We start from the raw sequence: 20,390 nt of genomic DNA, 5'->3' as shown, positions 1-20,390 counted from the left end.
GCCATCTCGGGGGGAGATTTAGTGGGTAAAATCTGGCTTATGATTGCCAAGCGCCTTGGGCTTGGCCTTTTGACCCTGTTTGCAATTTCGCTGTTGATCTTTGCAGCGGTCGAGATGTTACCGGGCGACATTGCCCAGGAAATCCTCGGACAATCGGCAACTCCGGAAACCGTTGCGGCTTTCCGCCGGGAACTCGGATTGGACCTCCCTGCCTATCAACGGTACCTGAGCTGGTTGGGCGGTGTACTTCAGGGAGACTTTGGAAACTCTCTTGCCAATGGCCGGCCAATCGCAGACCTGATCTCAGGCCGCCTTGGCAATACACTGTTTCTCGCCCTTTATGCTGCGGCAATTTCAATCCCACTGGCCGTCGGCCTGGGCATTTTGGCAGCTCTTTACAGAAATTCCTTGTTTGATCGGACGGTGAACCTGGTCACTTTGAGCTCGATCTCATTCCCGGAGTTTTTTGTCGCCTACATTCTGATTGTTCTTCTGGCGCAAAGCGGGATGTTCCCATCGCTGGCAACGCTAAAACCGGGCACGTCCTTCGGTGAACAACTCTACCGTACGTTCCTTCCGGCCCTAACGCTCACCTTGGTGGTGACCGCGCACATGATGCGTATGACCCGGGCCGCGATCATCAACCTACTGGCATCGCCCTATATCGAGATGGCCCGATTGAAAGGGATTAGTCCGGCACGGATCATCGTCAAACACGCTTTGCCGAATGCTTTGGCACCGATTATCAACGTCATCGCCCTCAATTTGGCCTACCTCATCACCGGGGTTGTGGTCGTCGAGGTCGTGTTTGTGTATCCGGGCCTTGGTCAGCTGATGGTGGATTCGGTCGCCAAACGCGACTTCACCGTTGTTCAGGCCGCGGCCCTGATTTTCGCTTGCGCCTATGTCCTTCTCAATCTGACTGCGGATGTCCTGGCGACCTTGTCCAACCCGCGCCTCATTCATTCGCGTTAGGAGACGGGCATGGCATCTTCAACTCCACTATGGATGACCCTGATCTATTGCGCGGCAGCATTGGGCCTTGCCGCCGCGAGTGCCTATGTGTTCCGCACTGTGCTGATCACGGCTGGAACTGGATCCGTCGCAAAGTTTGCCCGGACTATGCCGCTGTCGGCAAGTTTTGGTCTGCTGGTTATCGTGATCTATTTTGTGGTCGCCGTGTTCGCGCCGTTGATCGCACCGTTCGGTGAGACAGAAGTCGTTGGCGCACAGTTTCTGCCCTGGGACAGCGCTCACTGGCTTGGCACAGACAACATTGGTCGGGATATGTTCACACGCCTGGTCTACGGCGCGCGCAACACGGTGGGCATTGCCTTTGCAACCTCTCTGTTGGCCTTTTTCGTCGGCTCCATCCTGGGGCTGCTTGCAGCGGTTCTCGGCGGCTGGATCGATGAATTGCTCAGCCGGTTCGTCGATATTTTGATGGCAATCCCATCCTTGATTTTCGCGCTTTTGCTGCTGACGATTTTTGGAACATCGATCGTCAATATGATCCTGGTAATCGCGATGATTGACGCCACCCGGGTGTTCCGGCTGGCCCGGTCGGTTGCCATGAACATAGTTGTCATGGACTACATCGAAGCGGCCCGGCTGCGTGGTGAAGGCCTTGGCTATCTGATCATCCGTGAGATCTTACCAAATGCGGCAGCGCCGCTCGTGGCGGAATTCGGCCTCCGGTTTTGTTTTGTGTTCCTGTCGATTTCGGCCTTGTCCTTCCTGGGCCTTGGCATTCAACCGCCGACTGCGGACTGGGGATCCATGGTGCGTGACAACGCCACATTGATTACTTTTGGTGACATCACTCCGTTGCTGCCGGCTGGCGCCATTGCGCTTTTGACCGTGGCGGTCAACTTCGTCGTTGACTGGATGCTGCACCGGGCCAGCGGATTGAAGGAGTGAGGATCCGATATGACTGATACGTCAAATACACCGCTCCTAACGATCAAGGGACTGCGCATTGAAGGCCGGTCTGACGAAAAATGGAGCGAAATCGTCAAGGGTGTCGATCTGACGCTCCATCGCGGCGAAGTTCTCGGCCTGATCGGTGAATCCGGAGCGGGCAAATCGACCCTCGGCCTGGCAGCTATGGGTTTCACCCGCGACGGCTGCCGGATTTCCGGCGGATCGATCACGTTCGATGGCATTGACTTGGTCAAAGCGGCGCCTTCCGTGAAGCGCGATCTCTTGGGCAAACGCATCGCCTATGTGGCGCAGTCCGCTGCAGCCAGCTTCAATCCGGCACATCGGTTGATCGATCAATATACGGAAGCCCCGGTTCAGCACGGCACGTCGTCGCGCGGCGATGCGGCGGCCGATGCGGTCGAGCTTTACCGGAAAATGCAGTTGCCCGATCCGGAAAACATAGGGTTCCGCTATCCGCACCAAGTGTCCGGGGGGCAGTTGCAGCGGGCGATGACCGCAATGGCGATGTCCTGCCGGCCCGATCTGATCATTTTCGATGAGCCAACCACGGCGCTCGATGTGACCACGCAGATTGAGGTTTTGGACGCGATCCGGGACATTGTTGATCAGTTCCAGACCGCAGCGATCTACATTACCCACGACCTGGCGGTGGTAGCCCAGATGGCAGACCGGATTAAGGTGCTGCTGCATGGCAATGAGGTCGAGGAAGCCGACACAAAAACCATGCTGGATGCGCCAAAGGCGGATTACACCAAATCCCTTTGGGCCGTGCGTAGCCATGCACGTGAAGAACAGCCATTAGCAGCTAAAGAAGACACACCGATTGTCTCGGTCAAAAACGTAACCGCCGCCTACGGGCAGCTGACAGTGCTTCACGACGTCAGTTTTGATGTTCACAAACGCCGGACTGTAGCCGTCGTAGGGGAATCAGGTAGCGGCAAATCTACCACAGCCCGCGTGATCACGGGCCTTTTGCAACCGCTGGCAGGTGAGGTGCTATTTGATGGCGCACCGCTCCCGGCGGGCTACAAAGCCCGCACGCCCGATCAATTGCGCCAGATCCAGATGATCTATCAGATGGCGGATACGGCCCTTAATCCGAAGCAGAGCATTGGCCAGATCATTGGCCGTCCTGTGCAGTTTTACCTCGGCCTGCGCGGCAAAGCGCTGAAAGACCGAGTTCGTGAACTTCTACATATGATCGAACTGGAGCCGGATGAGTTTATCGGCCGGTTGCCTTCGGAACTGTCCGGCGGTCAGAAACAGCGGGTTGGTATTGCCAGAGCGCTTGCGGCGGACCCGAAGTTCATCATTTGCGACGAAGTCACGTCCGCGCTTGATCAGCTGGTGGCCGAAGGCATTTTGAAATTGCTAGACCGTCTGCAAAGCGAGCTTGATCTCGCCTATATGTTCATCACGCACGATCTTGCGACGGTGAAGGCAATCGCTGATGAGGTGGTTGTCATGCAATCGGGCAAGGTGGTCGAACTAGGGCAGAAATCGGCCATGTTTACCCCGCCGCATGATCCTTACACGGAACTGTTGTTGTCGTCGGTTCCTGAAATGGACCCGAACTGGCTGACGGACCTCCTGAAGCAACGCGCAGCGGCGTCAAAAGTCTGAAGCCAAATGCATTCAATAAGTTGAGGGTAGAGCTATGAAAGCCGCCTATTACGAAACCAATGGTCCGGCGAACGATGTTTTTATCGTTGGCGAGCTGGACGACCCAAAACCGGCACATGGCGAGGTACTCGTCGAGGTTGCCACCTCTGCGGTCAATCCATCGGATGCCAAATCCCGTGCTGGGGTCCGTGGCCCGATGGCTTTCGATCGGGTTATTCCTCATAGCGATGGCGCTGGACGGATTGTGGCGGTAGGCGACAGCGTCAACGAAGAACGGATTGGTGAACGGGTCTGGCTCTGGAATGCAGGCTGGAAGCGGGCGCACGGGTCGAATGGAACCCTCATCGCGCTGCATGAAGAACAGGCTGTTTATTTGCCTGAAGAAGCAAGTTTTGAAGACGGTGCATGCCTCGGCATTCCCGCTTTGACCGCACACAGGTGCCTCTTTGCCGATGGTGCCATTGACGGCCAGGATATTCTTGTAACTGGTGGGGCGGGGACCGTTGGTTCTTATGCAATCCAGATGGCTAAACTGCGTGGTGCCAGGGTCTTCACCACGGTGAGCTCTGAGGAAAAGGCCGCCCATGCGAGGCAAATGGGCGCCGATGTTGTCCTGAACTACCGCACCGACGATGTTGCGGAAAACATTCTGGAGGCCACCTCGGGCAAGGGGGTTGAACGGATCGTTGAAGTCGAATTCGGCGGTAATCTCGCGACTTCCCGTAAGGTTCTGGCGCAAAACGGCACCATTGCTGCCTATGGCTCCATGGCAGATCCGGAACCGAAACTCCCCTTTTATCCGATGATGTTTGACGGTCAGACGCTGCGCATGGTTTTGGTTTACATCTTGCCGGAAGCGGCACGGACAGCGGGTGTCGTTGATATCACTGGTTGGCTCACCAACAACGATCTGCAGCACCCGGTCGCGCGCACCTTTTCCCTGGACCAGACTGCCGAAGCCCATGCCTTTGTGGAAGCGGGTACCAAGATCGGCACCACAGTCATCAAGGTGGCCGACATATGAGCAAACGGGTTCTGATCACGGCTGGTGCCTCCGGTATCGGCCGGGCGATGGCTGAAAAGTTCGCAGCAAATGGGGATCAGGTCTGGATCGTTGATGTCGATGGGGCCGCACTCCAGGCGTGTCCAGAGAACTGGCAGAAATCCTGCCTGGATGTCACCGATGAAGACGCGGTGAGCGCGCTCTTTTCTGAAATCAAGGCCGCGTGGGGCGGACTCGACACCCTGTGCGCCAATGCTGGCATCGCGGGTCCAACTGCAAAGGTCGAAAACATCGCACTGGATGACTGGCGACGTTGCCTGTCCGTGAACCTCGATGGCCCGTTCCTGTTTGCCAAATATGCTGCGCAGATGATGAAAGCCGCCGGGTCCGGCGCCATTATCGTGACGTCTTCAACCGCAGGAATATTTGGGTACCCAAACCGCGCGCCTTATGCGGCTGCCAAATGGGGCGTGATTGGGTTCATGAAAACTCTGGCGATGGAGCTGGGACCGTTCGGGATCCGCGCCAATGCCATTTGTCCGGGCGGGGTTGAAGGGCCGCGCATGGAAGGTGTCATGATGCGCGAGGCAGCCGAAAAGGGTACGACCCGCGACGCGATCTATGAAGGCTATACCTCCGGCGTGTCGATGAAGTCTTTTGTCTGGCCCGAGGACATTGCCGAAATGGCAGCGTTCCTGGCTTCAGACGGGGCTCGGCTGGTTTCGGGCCAGGTGATCGCCGTCGATGGTCATACAGAAAACCCGGATCCGAAGGTTCCGTAAGCGTCTTCCGAATTTGGCGTAATCAGGCGTTCAATTTCTCAATGTCGTAGATGAACCGCATCGCTTTGCGGCCCCAGTCGAGGGCGGCCGCGCGTTCCGGGTGATTGCCGATTTGGGCGGCAGTGGCCAGGCATCCGACAGTCACATGGTGCTGCAGAGTTGCCAGGACTTCGGCCTTTTCGGGAGGAATGGACCGGCCAAACTTTTCTTGAAATCCGACGATACGCTGGAAGACTTCTCTTTGATGTTCTGCTTCCAAAGCGGCAAGTTCTTCGGTGCTGCCCATGGCCCTGAGGAGCTGCCAGTGGCCTTTTGAGTTGATGCTGTCGTCGCGGGACAGGCACTCAAAGACCGCATCTGACAGATCCTCAAGATCTTCAGACCCGCTAAAGCGTGCTTCGACGTCATCAAGTCGATCAAGCGTGTCCTGCAGCCATTTGCTGAACAAGCTGTAGAAGATGGCCTCTTTTTTAGGAAAATATTGATAAAGCGAGCCAATACTGATGCCGGCCCGTTTGGCGATCTCGTTGGTGGTGATCCGGTCAGCAGGCCCTTCGTTGAGCATAGCAAGCGTGGTGTCGAGGATCAGTTGGATTTTCGCCTTTGAGCGTTCCTGCTGAGCGGACTTTCGCGCAGAAACGGATTTCGCCGTCGTGGCTGGCACTCTTTATCTCCCCCTCGGATGCCTGTATTCAAATTGCTTGCAAGGACGCTTCAGGCACGCACCCCTTAATATATGATCAGTGCTGTTTATTACATCTAATGCAGGTCAATTTGCTTCCAGCGACGCACCGTCGCGCCAATAGGTGATTGCGTATTGTTGACCCTTGGCGAGGCCAAGATCAGATTTGAAAAATCTCCGCATACTTTGCGCGTTTTGATGTTCTCCCGCGAACCAGGCAAAATCCGGTTTCTTGTTCACCGTCAGGCTTTCAGAATACTGTTCAACATCGCTCCGAAACCGGTCTTCCGGGAGAACGTGTAACGTTAGGTGAGTGGACGGGAGATAATCCGTCAAACAATCTAGATCAGCAGCTTCTGCAACCACATCTCCAGCGACATTGTCCGGTAGTTCTTCCAGCATGCGAGCCAAAGCCGGTAGCGCGGTCTTATCACCGCACAGAAGGACGCGTGCAGCTTTTTCCGGAGTTTCGCCTCCGCCGGGACCAAGAAGCCCGATTTTTGCGCCTGGCTTTGCGGTAACGGCCCAGTCTGCGATCAATCCGCCGTCATGCCGGGCGATGTCGATGTCGAGCATACCTGTCTTTGGGTCAATTGCCTTGATCGTATAATAGCGGACATGAAGCTCATCCTTGCCCTTCGGCCATTTTGTGATCCCGTTGGCCGTGGCTTCTGGCCAAACTGGTGGGCGCCCGGGATTTGATGGCAGCATGAGTTTGACATGAATGCCTGGTCCTGCAAGGCCGCTCAAATCTCCAGCTCCGGACAGCCGAAGCCGGATCAATCCGGCCAAAGGTTCGCTGACAGATACAACGGAGAGCTCATGAAAACTGGGCGGTGCCTTGAGGTTAAGTGTCAGAGTGCCTTTGTCGTCCCAGCGGAGATCATCTGCAGCTTCCGGGCGGATTTCGGCCAAATGCCGGACCGCAGCCTCCTTGAGGAAATAAAGTATCCCGACCGACTCCGCCGAAATATTTAGAATGAGACCAAGGCCATCGGTGCCGATCGCAATAAAGCCACTGCCGACAACAATCTTGAAGTCTTTTGGTCCGGTTTGCTCCAGCACGATGTCATGTTCGCGCGCATGATCGAGGAGATGCGCGAAGACACCTTCAGCTTGGTTCAAAGTCACATACGCGGACGATTTGCTGTTCATATTGTCTCTCGGTGTGATACGTACTGCTGCGTATATCGAAGTGAATATAGAGCAATAATTTCAGTTGCTTACCTAGAAGACCGCCGGCCGAGAAGCACCATCAGGAAGGGTGTGCCGACAAGAGCTGAGATAAGGCCGGAGGGCATGTCGTAAGGAAAATATCCGTGGCGGCCGATCCAATCGGCAGTTACCATCAGGCAGGCTCCAGCAGATGCGGCTACAAGAAGCTGATCTGCTGGCCGGACAAACCCAAGATGCCGGGCGATATGCGGTGCCATGAGGCCAATAAAACTCAAAGGGCCGACAGCAAGCGTTGCAGCCGCCGTCATCAATCCGGCAAGGCAAAACAGCAACCCGCTGGCGCGGGAAACGGGTAGGCCGAGCGATCCAGCGGCCCCTGGTCCAAGTTCCAGAACACCGATCCAGCGCACCAATAAGAGCGCTAAGCCGAGCAAGGCAATGGCCAGGCCGAAGAGCAGTGTTGCGCTGTCATAGGTAGCGCCGTAGGTGGTGCCACTCATCCAACGCAGCAATTGAAGCGAACGCAGATCCCCCGTGGCGGCCAAGGCACCAACCAAAGCGTCGAGCAATGCAGTGAACGCGATCCCGGCGAGAACCATGCGTTCCGCTTGAAAGCCGCTTTTTCTGTTGAGCAGAAGGATCAAGCCCATGATCGCAAATGCGCCGATGGCCGCGCAAAAGATCATTGGCCCGGTATGCGGGCTGGCCAAGAAAAACAGGCCAAAGGCCAGTCCGAGCATAGCGCCGGAACTGACGCCGAGAACTTCCGGGCTCGCCATGTCATTGCGTGATAGCCTTTGCAGGATAACACCTGCGGCCGCAAGCAAGCTGCCTGCCGCCGCTGCACTGAAGACACGGGGTGCCCGCAGTTCCAAAAGAAGATCCGCAGTGGCGTTGGAAAAAATGAACTCCCATTCGCCAGAGGCGTCGCGGCCAAAGAGAAGGCTGGCGAATACGAGAGTGGCGGGGATAAGCGAGCAACCCAACAGCGTTACCAGAAACGGAATAGAGACCCGCTTGACGGCCGCCGGGCTTGAACTCGGAGTTTGTAACGATTTGGTTTTGCGCAACAGCAGCAGAAGCAGCGGGCTGCCGAAAAGAGCCGTGACGGCACCGGTTGGAACAAAATCGGCCAGCGATCCGGCAAGAAGCTGAATTGCGTTGTCCGTCAGGAACAAAAGCAAAGCCCCGATCAGCGTCGACCAAACGATCTGACTGAGAACCGTGCGGGCCCCGCTCATCCGCGCGATCACGGGTGCAGCCAAACCAATGAAGCCGATTACCCCGACCGAACTGGTGACCATGGCTGCCAGTGCGACAGCGGTGAGCACGGTGATCATGCGCATTCGTGCAGGGGAGGCGCCGAGTGACCGGGCGGCTTCATCTCCAGCGCTTAAAAGCGTTAGAGGGCGAACAAGGAACCCGGCGGCGCAAATTGGTATGGCCAATTTCCAAAAAAGCCCGAGCGGGATAGACCAATCCTGCTGGGAGAGCGATCCTGCCCCCCAAATGAAAAGACTAGCAAGATATCGGTCGTTGAGCAGAACCAGCAGTGTGGCCGCCGCGCCGCAATAGAGGCTGACCACCAGGCCGCCGAGCACCAGTGTCACGGGAGAAATATCGCGGCGGGATACAAGGCTGAAAACGAGGCCTGCGGCAATCAAGCTGCCAATCAAGGCAACGATATCGCGGTTGAAGGCAATCAATGCGGGGGCGAATAGGCCCGCCAGGACCAGTGCCAAATGCGCACCCGCCGAAACGCCAAGCGTGGTGGGTGAGGCCAGCGGGTTTCTGAGGGCAATTTGAAGCAACGCGCCGGAAAGTGACAGCGCCGCGCCACACTGCAATGCTGTGACCATGCGAGGCAATGTCGAGTAGAGGGCAATCATGCGCTCCACATCATATCCGGTGGGCGCCTCCATCAGACTCGGAAGGACAATCGCAACAAGCGGCCAGCCCAAAAGAGCTGCGCCAACAATCAGCGTGATTGAGAGAACCGGTGCACGGTTGAGAAGGGTAGCGGTCATGACGGGAGCCCTTCCAAGTAGTCCGTGATCAATCGGGCAAAGCGCAAGGCGGACGGCACCATGCCAAAGGTCAGAACCGCCGGGAAAACCTGATAGTTGCCGTTTTGGACCACCGGCATCGTCCGCCAGATCGGGCTCGATGCCAGTGTCGGCTTGATTTCGTCGACGATCGGCTCAAAGGCAATCAGATGCATGTCTTGAGGGGCGTGGCGGGCGAGCTCTTCCAGCCCGACCGTTGCAAAACCCCAGTAGTTGGTTGGACGGGTCCAGGCATTTTCAAGACCGATCCGGTCCAAGACGTTCTGATAAAGACTGCTGGCGCCATAGACCCGGACATGGCGGCGATCCATGAAATTGACCAGCGCGACGGGTGGACGTTTTTTCGTTGCAAGCCGGACTTTCAGGCTCTCAAATTCGGCATCGGCCGATGTTAGAAAAGCGTCCACGCCGCCTTGAAGGCCGGCCAAGCGGCCAAGGTTCTCAGTTTCAACGTATGCGTTTTTGAGCGGTGTGCCAGTCTGATTGTAGACGGCAACCATGTGAACTGGCGCGATTGGTTCAAGGCGACCGCGCAACATATCCGTATAGGGTGTTGTGATGATCAAGTCTGGCTTGAGCGCCGCGATCACCTCCAGATTGACAGCAAGATCTTGACCGACATTTGCGACGGACACAGGCAATTCTGGTTCCACAACCCACCGGTTCCAGTGGTCCGCGGATTGAACGCCGACCGGGGGGAGACCGAGGGAAATCAGCGTTTCGGCAGCCGCATAATCCAGCGAAACAATCCGCGACGCGCTTGACGCAAATACCGGGAACGAAGCGACAGAAAGCGCGCTTACACCGATCAGAAAAGACCGCCGGTCAATCGACATAGGCCAATACTCCCTGACCGCCCGGATGGGGGGCGACCGTCATCGAGACACCAAAGATGTCTTTGAGTGTTGGGGCCGTCAGTAGTTTGTCCGTCGGCCCTTCAGCTGAGCATCGGCCATTTTTCAGGGCAATCAACCGGTCGCAATAACGCGCGGCCATGTTGATGTCATGCAAGACCACGATGACTGCGATGCCCCGGTTCTCGCTTAGATCCTTCAGCAAGTTCAAAATTTCGATCTGATGGGCGATATCGAGCGCTGAAATCGGTTCGTCCAGCAGAAGACACTCAGCATCTTGCGCCACCATCATCGCGATCCAGGCGCGTTGGCGCTCCCCGCCAGACAGGGTATCGACAAGGCGATCCGCAAGCGGAGCGAGGTCCGTCAGCTCCATAGCTTCCCGGGTTTTGTCTGCATCCTTGGCGCTAAACCGGCCGAATGCGCCATGCCAGGGATAGCGTCCGAGCGCTACCAGTTCGCGCACCAGAAGGCCGCGGGTTGCAGGAGGGTCCTGCGGTAGATAAGCAATGGACCTGGCAAGGGTCCGCCGGCCCCATGTGTGAAGGTCCTGACCCTGATATTGAACTTGGCCAGATGCAGCCATCTGGCCGGCCAGAACTTTCAACAATGTGGACTTGCCAGATCCATTGTGGCCGATGAGGCCGGTGATTTTTGAAGCAGCGAATTCTAGATGAGCCGTTTTTAGAAGCTCTTTGTCGTCCACGTTTACAGACACGTCGACACAGGAAAAAAGCCGGCTGGAACTTGATTTCTGCTGCTCAGCGATGGCGGACATCGGACCGGTCTTTCATTTGAAAAACATTAAAAGCTCCGCCGCGTGGGGACAGCGGAGCTTTAGGAGTTAGAACTTCACAGAGTATTTGGCTGAGAAGGTCACTCCCGGTGCTTTGACGTAATAATAGTCATCATAGCCGTAGGACTGGACTGAATAGGCCTGCTGCAAGACGGGGACATAGTCCGCGTTGAGCATGTTCTCGACTCCCAGCGAAAGTTTGGATGTGTCGTTGACCTGGAAGTCGGCAAACGCATCCATCACGAAATAAGAGTCGATGGTTTCGATGCCGGTGAACTGCGTGCTGTCCGGGTCGCGGTGGCCAGAGTAAAGGCCCTGCAGGCGGAAGTTCGCCCAGTCACGCGGTGAATACTCGACATAGCCGGTCAATTTCAGCGGCGCGATCCGGTCTGACCCGAGATCGGAATCGTATTTGCCGTCTCCGGTCGTATCGTATTCACCCTCAAGCCAGGTCAGCGTACCGCCGACAGCGATCTGATCGGTAACATCATAATTGGCTGCAATCTCGACACCCCAGATCTGCTCCGGTGACAGAACAATGTCTAGGTTGGCGTCGTAGGTCACGCCATTGTTGGACTTATTATAAAAGCCGGTGATCGACGCATCCCAGGCGTTGCCGACAGCACGCAGGCCGACTTCATAGCTGTCGGTTTTCTGTCCATCGTCGGATAGCTGCGACACATTGGTGAAATCGGAATTGTAGAGATACCGTCCGAGGTCACCCAGCTGGAAGCCTTGGGAAAAGCCGCCGAACACCGTGAAAGTGTCGTTGAGGTCAACGGACCCGGAGATGTTGAACAGCGGCTCGCGGAATGTCAGCGTTCCGCCAGTCACGGACGTGCCGATTTCATTGACATAGTCGTTGATGTCGACGGAGAGATGTTCGTAACGGACACCGGCGGTCAGTTTGGCCCGGTCATCAAACAGCTCAGCGCGTAGCTGAGCAAACGGAGCCAAACCAACGAGATCATATTCCGGGGTGTCAACCGGACCGTCGATCGGGTTGGTTTTGGTCTTGTCGTTCAAGACATCGAGACCCCAGACGAGATCGACCGGAACCTGCTCAATGGGCAACGGTGTGTCGAACGTTGCCCGGCCACCCAGCTTCTGGGATTCGGTCTCATACTGATCGTATTGGAAGCCGAAGAATTCTGTCCGGGTGAAGGTGGTTGTGTTGTCGTTGTAGTAGGCCTGAAGATCCAGCGAACCACCCAAGATGTCATCATTGGTGTAGTTGGCGTTGAGCGTCAGGTTGTCAGTTCCTGGTGTGCGGGTGTTCAAGTTACCGCGGGACGGGGTCGCACTGGTGTTGTTTGCGCGGCTGCCGCCGGAAACGAGGCCGGCCCAATTGCTGTCCTGCCAATAACGGTACTTGTTGGCGCTAAAGAGAACCCGGTGGTTCTCGTGCTCATACCCCAATTTGCCGAGGAAGTTGAACGCGCCGATATCATCTGTCCCGCCTTGGGTTCCGAAGGAATCCGGCGGGCGGCGTGCACCATCCGCAGTGAAGGAGGCGCCACTGTCTTCCCAGCTGCCGTTGGCAAGATAGAAGAAGCCGTTCTTTGCCCCGGACGCCCCAGCTTCTGTGATGTAGGAGAGCGATTCACCAAAATTAGACGGAGATGCCTTGAAGCCGAGGCTGAGGTTGGCGTTGAACTCTCCGTCTTCCGGCGTCTTGGTGATGATGTTGACGAGACCACCCGGCGCGCCGAAACCATACGCCGCCGTTGCACCACGAACCACTTCGATCTGTCCAATCGCAGACGGGCTGATGCTGTTCAGCGCGCGGTAGTTGTTGTTCAAATTGTTGGTCTGCGGCACCCCATCGATCAGGGTCAGGAAGTTCCGGCCGCGCAAGGTTTGACCGTATTCGGTCAGGTTTTCGGTCGATTGCCCGAAGCCAGGAATGGTCTTCGACAGGATCTGACCGATATTCGAGTTGACGTTGGCCTGGCGCTCGATCTGGTCTTCGGTAACGACCGAGACCGAGACGGTTGCCTCATCAATCGGCGTTTCTGTCCGGGTCGCGGAAGTAACGGTAATCACATCCAGAAGCGTCGCATCGCCGCTGCTGAGAACGGTTTCATCTTCAAGTGTCAGGTCCTGCGCAGCAGCACCCTGTACAGCGGCCAGCAGTGCGGCTGTGACCAAGCCAGAATTTTTCAACATGTGCCCTATTGCCCATCTGTATGCATCCTGGCTTCTGGCTCGGATCTTATGATGACGCAGCTTTATAAATCTTGAGCATTTTGTGCAAGTATTAATATGAGTAAAAACTCACATATCGAGTGCGCTGTTACCGGAACAGCACACCAAGCAGATCCGAAGAGGCCTAACGGCGGCTTTTGAACGCAATCCGTGCTTTGAAAGCGAGTTTGGTTTTCTTGATGTTTTTCGGGAATTTAGGCATGGGCGCTGCCCGCCGGACCTGGTCTGCAGCGGCCTTGTCCAAAATGGCATGCCCCGATGACCTGACAACACGGATGTTGGAGACTGATCCGGTTTTTGCCACCGTGAAGGAGACATGGACTGTTCCCTGGATCTTCTTGCGTTCTGCCTTACGCGGGTAGCGCTGGGCGCGGCGTACTTTGGAGAAAACCTTGCCCTTGTAGTTGGAAGCCGCTTTGGTGCCGCCATCATTTGTTTTGGCATCGGCGCGCCCGTTCGCATTCGAGTTGGCGGTCCTGCTGGTAACCTGGCTACCACCTTTTTTGGAGTTTCTGTCGGAGCCTTTTTTCTTGGCCTTTTTCTTCTTCTTTTCGACCGGCTTTAACTGTTTAACCGGTTTTATCTCCTGAACCGGCTTCACCTTCTCAACGAGTTTGGCTTCTTTGATCAGAGGTTCTGGTTTGACCGGCGGCGTTTTGACAATTGGGTTGAGCGGTTCAGTAACCTCTACCGCTTTTTCCAGGTCCGGTTTGATATCCGCAATCTCTTCCGGTTTTTGCTGGAGGGTCTCGACCTTTTTGACCGGCTTGGGAGGCGTTACCTCTTTTGTTTTGACCTGTTCGGCTATTTCCGGCTCTGGCGTGGGCTGAGTTACTGTTTCAGCCGTGACCGCTTCGATGGATGTGACGCCGGCAACAACGGGGACCGTTTCGCTGACAACCGGTGTGACAGGTGCTTGAATAGGTTGCGCCTGGGGCTGAATCGGGGTTTCGGCCTTTGCCACTTCAACCGGCTTTGCCTGAACCACCTCAACAGGTTCGAATTCAGGTTCAATCTCTTCGACCGGTTCTTCCGGTGTAATTTCTTCGACTTTGCTACCGGCTACCAGGTCTTCTAAGGAGCCGATGACCGAAACACCACCGCCTTGAGAGGCGGCGATTTCGATCTCATTTGGATCCTTGGCAAAATAGGCAGAGCCAGCTCCGTGGAACAGAAAAGAGAGCGCCAATCCAGCAGCTAAGAAACGCGGAAACGTCACTGTGTGCCTCTTCTGGTAATCAAAACAATGTCCTTCCGGCCTGTGGTCTTCAGCTCCTGGAGGACTTTTTCCAAATGATCGGCGCCAAGCGTGCCGTCTGCTGCGATTTTCAAGGGTTCGCCGTCTTCGGCTTCAGCCTCCCGCAACGCGACCCAATCGAGGACACCAATTTCCTGATCGCCCGCGTGCGTCTTACCCTCCTGATCGATGATCAAGGCGCCGGTCGAGCGGATGGTTTCGTCCTCCAGAATGTTGAGTGGCGGCTCCAGCTCCCTGGCATCGTCCTTGGAGATTGATCCGGCAAACAGGAAGAAGATCAGCATCAAGAACACGACATTGATTAAGGGGATCGTGTTTTCCGGCGGCTGTCGTTTTTGGGTGCGGTTAAAGCGCATGGCAGGCCCTAATCTCCGGTGACCAGCACGGTTTTTAAACCCGTTTGACGGGCAGCAGACATGACATCGACAACGTCTTGAACGTTGGCCTCAGGGCCGGACCAGATCGCAACCACGACCGGGTTGTCTCCAGTTAGGCCGGCAAATTTCTCGACCAGTTCCGGTTTTTGCAGTGGCATGCCGTTGAGGTCGATGCGCTCGGCTGTGTGAATGCGCAGGAACGCCGGTTTGACATCGGCACCACCGCCTTGCCCGCCGCTGGCGACTTCAAGCGCCTGATAGCGGGTAAAGCTGGACGCCAGCATGAAAAACAACAACAGCAGAAAGATCACATCGATCAGGGATGTCAGGCCAAGCGGTTTGCGCCTTTGCCTTGCTTTAAACCGCATGCCTCGGCTCCGGAATGTCCAACGCCACCACTTCGGCAGAACCCCGGTCGGCAACACCGCCGGTGAAGAAGGCCGTAACCAGGGCTTCCATTTCTGCTTGTTCGGCTTCGACCCGGCTGTCGAACCAGCCAACAATCGCAGACACAGGAATTGCAACAGCCAGGCCGACCGCAGTTGTCAACAGAGCAACCCAAATACCGCCGGCCAGAACGGATGGATCAACCGCTGCGCCAGCCCCTTGCATGGCCTGGAACGCCTCGATCATGCCAAGTACAGTTCCAAGAAGCCCAATCAGCGGGGCTGTTTGCGCAATCATATCCAGTGGACGCAAATAGGCCCGCAACACGTTGATGCGCTGGATGCAGATGCGCTCAATGTCCTCTTTCAAAAGCGTAGGATCAACGTTGGCCAGATGCGTACTGGACATCAGCTTGACCAGAACATTAGCCAACACAGAGTTCTTTTGTTCGGCCAACGACTGAGCGTCATGCTTTTTTCCATCGAGCCACAGTGCCAATGCCGCGCGCGCACCGTTATGCCGGCCAACACCCAGGAAGGAAAACTGCAGGACTTTCGCCAAGATGAGGCCAACCGCCACAATCGATAGGCAAAAAAGAAGAAGAACGACAGGGCCGCCCTGGTCGATCAAACCGGTAAGCGGCGTGAGGAAAGGCGGCAGGGCCGCAGAAAGATATTGGGGCATTAGGTCCACCATTACATGATGAAGTCGATGTCAGACCGGGAGGAGATGCTCAGCTTTGACAGGCAGTCTGCAACGGCTGCCTTTTCGGCTTCGCAAACCCGGACTTCGTTCAGAAGAACCCGGGAAATTCCGGCGCACGCGCCATTGCCGACATCATATTGGCGGACGACGGTTTTTCCTGGTGGAATGGTGCCGAAGTTGACCGCTGCATAGCCAGAGACGCCTTCAGAAGGATCAAATGTGACGAGATCGAAACCGAGCGCGTCCAAACCCGCGGCAAGGTCGTTCTTGATGACAAAGGTTAGGCGGCAGGCATCTCCAGCTGTTTCCGCGGTGTTTAGCTGCACGGTGATTGCCTCAGCAGATTGCGCTTGTGCGCTCAAGCCTGGAAGACCGGCAAGGGCGATAAGGCAAGAAACCAAAATTTTTTTCATCCGTGTTCTCCTTCGTGCATTCGAACAAGGGTCATTGGCCAGCAAGTACTCCGGCCTCTTGGTGGTGTACCCTTCGCAGTTTGGAAACGAATTTGCCGGCACGGCCGTTTGTGCCGCCTCTGGACCAACGCTCGATAAATGGCGCGGTACCACCGCATAGAGGACCGGATTACCGCGGCCGTATCAGCGGTGTTCCGGATCTAAGTTACAGATTGCAAAGGAATTTTGATTGTCGTGGCTGGGGCGAACTGTTCCGCAATTCGTCAGAGACTGTGCCTTGGCTCATCGTTCCTTACACCAAAAAGGAGCGGTATTGGAACCACTGCCTCAAAAAAATTGAACCAAAACTTCAACTTTAATCTTATGACGCAGCGGCTTCCTTCGACAGGGCAATCTCCGCGAGACTTTCATCTAAAGGACAGTTGAGTTGACATCGTTATCGAGAAACACTGATGACCTAGGCCGTGTGGACGAATAGGAGATGTATTTCGCTGGGAGTTGCTGCGTTCAAGGTCAAGAAAATCTGGCGCAGGTGATGCTGGTGCATCATCAAAACAGATTTTCGCAGAAGATTGGACGCTGCAGGCCCAGCCCTTCGGGTGAGACAAAGAGCAGCAATCTGACGTGGACTGCCCCTAGACCGTATCACCGATACGCTCTGCAGGTCTTTCCACGCCATCTTTCGCTCTTTGCCTCACGAAATGCGTCTCCAATTCATCCACACAGCCTAGCTACGGTTTTGAAACGTAATACAGACCGAAGTGTTCGGTTTTGTTTGGAGAGGGGAGGCCCACAGCCATGTCTATTGAAAGCAACGGCGCGAGCAAATTCCTGATCATTGACGATCATCCCCTGTTTCGGGAAGCATTGCACAGCGCGGTTGAGCTGGCGTATCCCAACTCCGACACGCTTGATGCGGCATCACTTGATGAAGCTAGCAGGCTTCTTAAAGATGATTCCAGTTTTGATCTGGCACTTTTAGACCTGTCCATGCCCGGAGTGAAAGGAATGGATGGCCTTCTTCACCTTAGGACCCACTATCCCCGGCTCCCGGTCGTGGTCGTTTCCGGAGCTGAAGATCCGCCGATCATCGCGCAGGTGATGGCCTATGGAGCGGCCGGTTTTATTCCGAAATCATCTAAGAAAACCACGCTCGCTAATGCCATCCAACAGGTGATGAACGGTGCTGTCTATGTGCCGGAAAACTATTGTGATGCGGTCGATGAGCCGATTGATGATGAAACCCGTAAGATGATTGAGCGGCTCGCCAGTTTAACGCCGCAGCAAATTCGGGTTTTGCAGATGATCTGCAACGGCCTTTTGAACAAGCAGATCGCCTATGAGCTTTCGGTTGGCGAAACGACAGTCAAAGCGCATGTGTCCGAAATACTGCGCAAACTGAGTGTTTCCAGCCGGACCCAGGCAGTGATTGAAGTAAAGCGGCTGGAGGCATTGGGCACTGCCGACCCATTCGATGTTTTGTCCACGACAGAGGCTACGCCACCGCTTCAGTAATCGGCAGGCAGTTTATTCGCCGCCGTTGATGAGATGCGTTGCCAGTGCCCGCAGCTGAGCTGGTTTCACCGGCTTGCGCATATGTTCAACACCGAGGCTGGCCGCTTGTTCGACAACGGCTTCAGAGGCATCGGCCGTTGCAAGGATCGCCGGAACTCGGACCGGAAGAATACCGAACAAATGGACGAGGGTATCTGTGCCCAGATTGCCGAAATCCAGATGATGGTCGGCAATGATCAAGTCAGGGATCCAGCTGTTGCTATCCAGCGCTGTTAGAGCTTGATGGGTCGAACGGGCCATCTTGAAATCGCAGCCCCAGGTCGCCAGCAGTCCCTTCATAGCCTCAAGCACTGCCGGATCATTTTCCAGAACCAGGATTTTTTTGCCTGCAAGATTTGCATTTGCCGGGGCTGGAACTGATTGGACCGACTCTCCTGTCCGCACGGCTGGCGGCTCGGAGGCGCGCAGTGCGCTGATGCGGAAAATACTGCCTTTGCCCGGAGCCGAATTCACTGAGACTTCATGATTGAGAGCCGTGACCAGCCGGCTGACGATGGCAAGTCCCAAACCAAGGCCGGTTCCCTGATCGAAATCGCCCTCAGCCAGGGGGCCACGGTGAAATTCTTCAAATATCTTTTCCTGCTGGTCTTCCGGGATGCCGCGCCCGGTGTCTATCACCTCAATGGAAATTCGGTCGCCCTGCCGCCGTGTGCCGATCAAAACCCCCCCTTGATCAGTGTAGCGGATGGCATTTGAAATCAGGTTCTGCAGCGCGCGCCGTAACATCAGACGGTCTGTGTAAACGCAGTCATTGGTGACGGCGACACGCAGTCTCAATCCCTTCTTTTCGGCGATCGGCCGGAGGTCCGACAAGAGGCTGTCGAGAATTGGCGGGATCGGAACGGAGGTAAAACGCGGTGTCGTGACCCCGGCATCCAGCCGGGAAATATCCAGAAGTGTGCGCAGCAGTTCGTTCATTGTGTCCAGCGAGCGCTCAACCTGGCCAACCATGGCCCGGGCTTTGTCGGATTCTTGAAGGTCATAGAGCGAAGAAATGGTCAGCTGGGCCGCATTGAGTGGCTGCAGGATGTCGTGGCTTGCGGCCGCAAGAAACTGCGTTTTTGACCGGTTGGCTTTTTCCGAAATATCCTTTTGCCGAGCCAATTCAACATTGATTTCCTCCACCCGGTGTAAGGCGGAAGTGAGCTCATCGGTCCGGCGCCGGATCTGCCCTTCCAAAGATATTGCCGTCTGAAACAGGGAAAAGGCGTTTCTCTGCTGATCAATCGCCTGTTCGACCCGGTTGACCAGTGCAGCGTTGATTTTTTTCAGGCGGGCCGGGTCATCAATATCGTAAAGGCTCATAAGAGTGCTCCCGGACCAGATGGCGCTCTTGCAAATGCGATCCCGGTGAATGTGTGATTGAGGTGCATCGACAGATATTGTTCGCCATAGGTGTTGAAACCGAGAACATTATACGTGTCGTAGATAGCATTGATGCGTTGGGTAGCCTGGCGGTTTTGTGCATCGATCCGGCGCAGCGCGCAATCAAAGCCAAGCACAAAGTCAATCCCGCCGATCTCTTTATCGACGCTTTCGAAGGCTTCCCGGGTTGAGCGGGTCATGCCGGTCGGTTCTGCAACGGTGAGCACGATGCCATCGTCGATGGCACAAAAGAAGGACAGGGATCCGTCCGGATTCACCTTTTGCACCGAGCGGCAGTAGTACTCACCGCCAACGCGGACCACTAGAGGATTGGATGCAAAACTCATTGCCGACAGCGACGAGGGATCAATGCCCACCGCTAGCGCATATTCGGAGGCCGCTTCCGCTGCATTAAATTCGTAAATGATGCGTCTTGCCGGATCCGACCGGGTGACGACGAGTTTGCGTTCCGTTGGCACAAAATGGTCGGTTTTGAAAATCTTGAACGGCACTTTGCTGCGGCACAACAGCACCAAAGCGCAATCGTCACCGGCAATACCGTTAAGGATTAGAGATGTTTTGGCAAAACGCATGCTGTCTCCGGACGAACCGCCAAGAAGTGGAATATCTTCCAACGCCCAGTGAAGTGCTGCGGTGACCATTTCTTCCACAACGGACAGCCCGTCGATCAGACATATTGCGAAGGTTTCACCCATATCTGGGTAAAGAGCGGAAGGTTGATGTTCTTGCTCAAAAGTCTGCCGGGCTTGTTTGACTTGTGCAACGATCCGGTCAAAGCCGATGGTCCGGATTCCATCGATCCTGATCGGCTCGATAGTGAACTGGTCTTTCGGGAACAAAATTGCCAGGCATTGGCCGGTGTCATTGCCCAGGGCGCCTATTTCCCCTGCCGTTGAACAGGCGGCATAGGGAAGTTCCGCAGCATACTGCGCCATCTGCGCTTGAATAACGTCAGCTGAAAAATTGTCTTGCGAAAAAAACAACAGACCAAGTGTGAACTGGCCTGAGGCCGCAGCAGCGCCCAATTCTGTCCAAAAACAAATTTCTTCTGGCCGGCTGGCTGTCAGAGCAACCACCCCGCAGCCATATCGCGTCCAGGCTTTTTGATCCAAACTGTCCTCCCAGATGCCAGCCTCCTCTTGTCTCTGGGATTGC

19 protein-coding genes are annotated in these 20,390 nt (G+C 55.7%); 6 read left to right on the top strand and 13 right to left on the bottom strand.

Translation table 11 applies throughout. From position 1 onward, the window contains the following. The first annotated feature begins 21 nt into the window (after nt 1-21). The 5 genes from ACOOFE_RS26110 to ACOOFE_RS26090 all read left to right on the top strand — a co-directional run bounded on the left by ACOOFE_RS26110 (nt 22) and on the right by ACOOFE_RS26090 (nt 5,352). On the top strand, nt 22-975 hold the full coding sequence (locus tag ACOOFE_RS26110; protein ID WP_247653784.1) for an ABC transporter permease: 954 nt from the start codon (nt 22-24) through the stop codon (nt 973-975). A gap of 147 nt (nt 976-1,122) precedes the next feature. Then, nucleotides 1,123-1,920 (top strand): ABC transporter permease, encoded by a 798-nt coding sequence (locus tag ACOOFE_RS26105; protein WP_209011063.1) that lies wholly within the window; start codon nt 1,123-1,125, stop codon nt 1,918-1,920. Nucleotides 1,921-1,929: 9 nt separating this feature from the next. Then, nucleotides 1,930-3,567 (top strand): ABC transporter ATP-binding protein, encoded by a 1,638-nt coding sequence (locus ACOOFE_RS26100; protein WP_420412727.1) that lies wholly within the window; start codon nt 1,930-1,932, stop codon nt 3,565-3,567. A 34-nt stretch (nt 3,568-3,601) separates the two neighbouring features. Then, complete coding sequence (locus tag ACOOFE_RS26095) at nt 3,602-4,591, top strand: NADPH:quinone reductase (RefSeq protein ID WP_420412726.1); 990 nt, start codon at nt 3,602-3,604, stop codon at nt 4,589-4,591. Beyond that, a complete protein-coding gene (locus ACOOFE_RS26090; RefSeq protein ID WP_420412725.1) occupies nt 4,588-5,352 on the top strand; it encodes an SDR family oxidoreductase in 765 nt (254 codons plus the stop codon). Before ACOOFE_RS26095 ends, ACOOFE_RS26090 begins: the two co-directional genes overlap by 4 nt. A 22-nt stretch (nt 5,353-5,374) precedes the next feature. On the opposite strand, the gene ACOOFE_RS26085 is transcribed toward ACOOFE_RS26090, so the two are convergent. From ACOOFE_RS26085 to ACOOFE_RS26035, 11 genes are all read right to left on the bottom strand, one after another. Continuing rightward, nucleotides 5,375-6,016, bottom strand: coding sequence for a TetR/AcrR family transcriptional regulator (locus tag ACOOFE_RS26085; RefSeq protein ID WP_420412724.1), 642 nt, complete (start codon nt 6,014-6,016; stop codon nt 5,375-5,377). A 105-nt stretch (nt 6,017-6,121) separates the two neighbouring features. Then, complete coding sequence (locus ACOOFE_RS26080) at nt 6,122-7,189, bottom strand: siderophore-interacting protein (RefSeq protein WP_420412723.1); 1,068 nt, start codon at nt 7,187-7,189, stop codon at nt 6,122-6,124. 68 nt (nt 7,190-7,257) lie between these two features. Then, on the bottom strand, nt 7,258-9,237 hold the full coding sequence (fhuB, locus tag ACOOFE_RS26075; RefSeq protein ID WP_420412722.1) for a Fe(3+)-hydroxamate ABC transporter permease FhuB: 1,980 nt from the start codon (nt 9,235-9,237) through the stop codon (nt 7,258-7,260). After that, the gene (locus ACOOFE_RS26070; RefSeq protein ID WP_420412721.1) at nt 9,234-10,112 is read right to left on the bottom strand and encodes an ABC transporter substrate-binding protein; all 879 of its coding nucleotides are present in this window, start codon (nt 10,110-10,112) and stop codon (nt 9,234-9,236) included. Before ACOOFE_RS26070 ends, fhuB begins: the two co-directional genes overlap by 4 nt. Next, nucleotides 10,102-10,908 (bottom strand): ABC transporter ATP-binding protein, encoded by an 807-nt coding sequence (locus ACOOFE_RS26065; protein WP_420412720.1) that lies wholly within the window; start codon nt 10,906-10,908, stop codon nt 10,102-10,104. Before ACOOFE_RS26065 ends, ACOOFE_RS26070 begins: the two co-directional genes overlap by 11 nt. A gap of 66 nt (nt 10,909-10,974) precedes the next feature. After that, nucleotides 10,975-13,095 carry a TonB-dependent receptor gene (locus ACOOFE_RS26060; protein ID WP_420412719.1) on the bottom strand — a complete coding sequence of 707 codons (2,121 nt, stop codon included), beginning with the start codon at nt 13,093-13,095 and terminating at the stop codon, nt 10,975-10,977. 163 nt (nt 13,096-13,258) lie between these two features. Next, the gene (locus ACOOFE_RS26055; protein WP_420412718.1) at nt 13,259-14,353 is read right to left on the bottom strand and encodes a TonB family protein; all 1,095 of its coding nucleotides are present in this window, start codon (nt 14,351-14,353) and stop codon (nt 13,259-13,261) included. Further along, the gene (locus ACOOFE_RS26050; protein ID WP_420412717.1) at nt 14,350-14,748 is read right to left on the bottom strand and encodes an ExbD/TolR family protein; all 399 of its coding nucleotides are present in this window, start codon (nt 14,746-14,748) and stop codon (nt 14,350-14,352) included. Before ACOOFE_RS26050 ends, ACOOFE_RS26055 begins: the two co-directional genes overlap by 4 nt. Nucleotides 14,749-14,756: 8 nt before the next feature. Next, entirely contained in the window at nt 14,757-15,137 is a 381-nt protein-coding gene (locus ACOOFE_RS26045) for an ExbD/TolR family protein (RefSeq protein ID WP_420412716.1), read from the bottom strand. Next, a complete protein-coding gene (locus tag ACOOFE_RS26040) occupies nt 15,127-15,840 on the bottom strand; it encodes a MotA/TolQ/ExbB proton channel family protein (protein WP_420412715.1) in 714 nt (237 codons plus the stop codon). The genes ACOOFE_RS26045 and ACOOFE_RS26040 overlap by 11 nt, the downstream gene beginning before the upstream one ends. 11 nt (nt 15,841-15,851) lie before the next feature. Beyond that, nucleotides 15,852-16,274: a hypothetical protein gene (locus ACOOFE_RS26035; protein ID WP_420412714.1), complete on the bottom strand. Its 423-nt coding sequence runs from the start codon at nt 16,272-16,274 to the stop codon at nt 15,852-15,854. A 798-nt stretch (nt 16,275-17,072) separates the two neighbouring features. Between ACOOFE_RS26035 and ACOOFE_RS26030 the strand changes: the two genes are divergently transcribed. Next, a complete protein-coding gene (locus ACOOFE_RS26030; protein ID WP_420412713.1) occupies nt 17,073-17,789 on the top strand; it encodes a response regulator transcription factor in 717 nt (238 codons plus the stop codon). A gap of 12 nt (nt 17,790-17,801) precedes the next feature. On the opposite strand, the gene ACOOFE_RS26025 is transcribed toward ACOOFE_RS26030, so the two are convergent. Continuing rightward, entirely contained in the window at nt 17,802-19,154 is a 1,353-nt protein-coding gene (locus ACOOFE_RS26025) for a hybrid sensor histidine kinase/response regulator (RefSeq protein ID WP_420412712.1), read from the bottom strand. Beyond that, nucleotides 19,151-20,347, bottom strand: coding sequence for an FIST N-terminal domain-containing protein (locus ACOOFE_RS26020; RefSeq protein ID WP_420412711.1), 1,197 nt, complete (start codon nt 20,345-20,347; stop codon nt 19,151-19,153). Before ACOOFE_RS26020 ends, ACOOFE_RS26025 begins: the two co-directional genes overlap by 4 nt. Nucleotides 20,348-20,390 lie beyond the last annotated feature (43 nt).

Source organism: Roseibium sp. (assembly GCF_965216085.1).
In the GTDB taxonomy this organism is placed as follows: domain Bacteria; phylum Pseudomonadota; class Alphaproteobacteria; order Rhizobiales; family Stappiaceae; genus Roseibium.
Note: the sequence above shows the minus strand (reverse complement) of the source record. Positions and strands in the feature narration are given on the sequence as shown.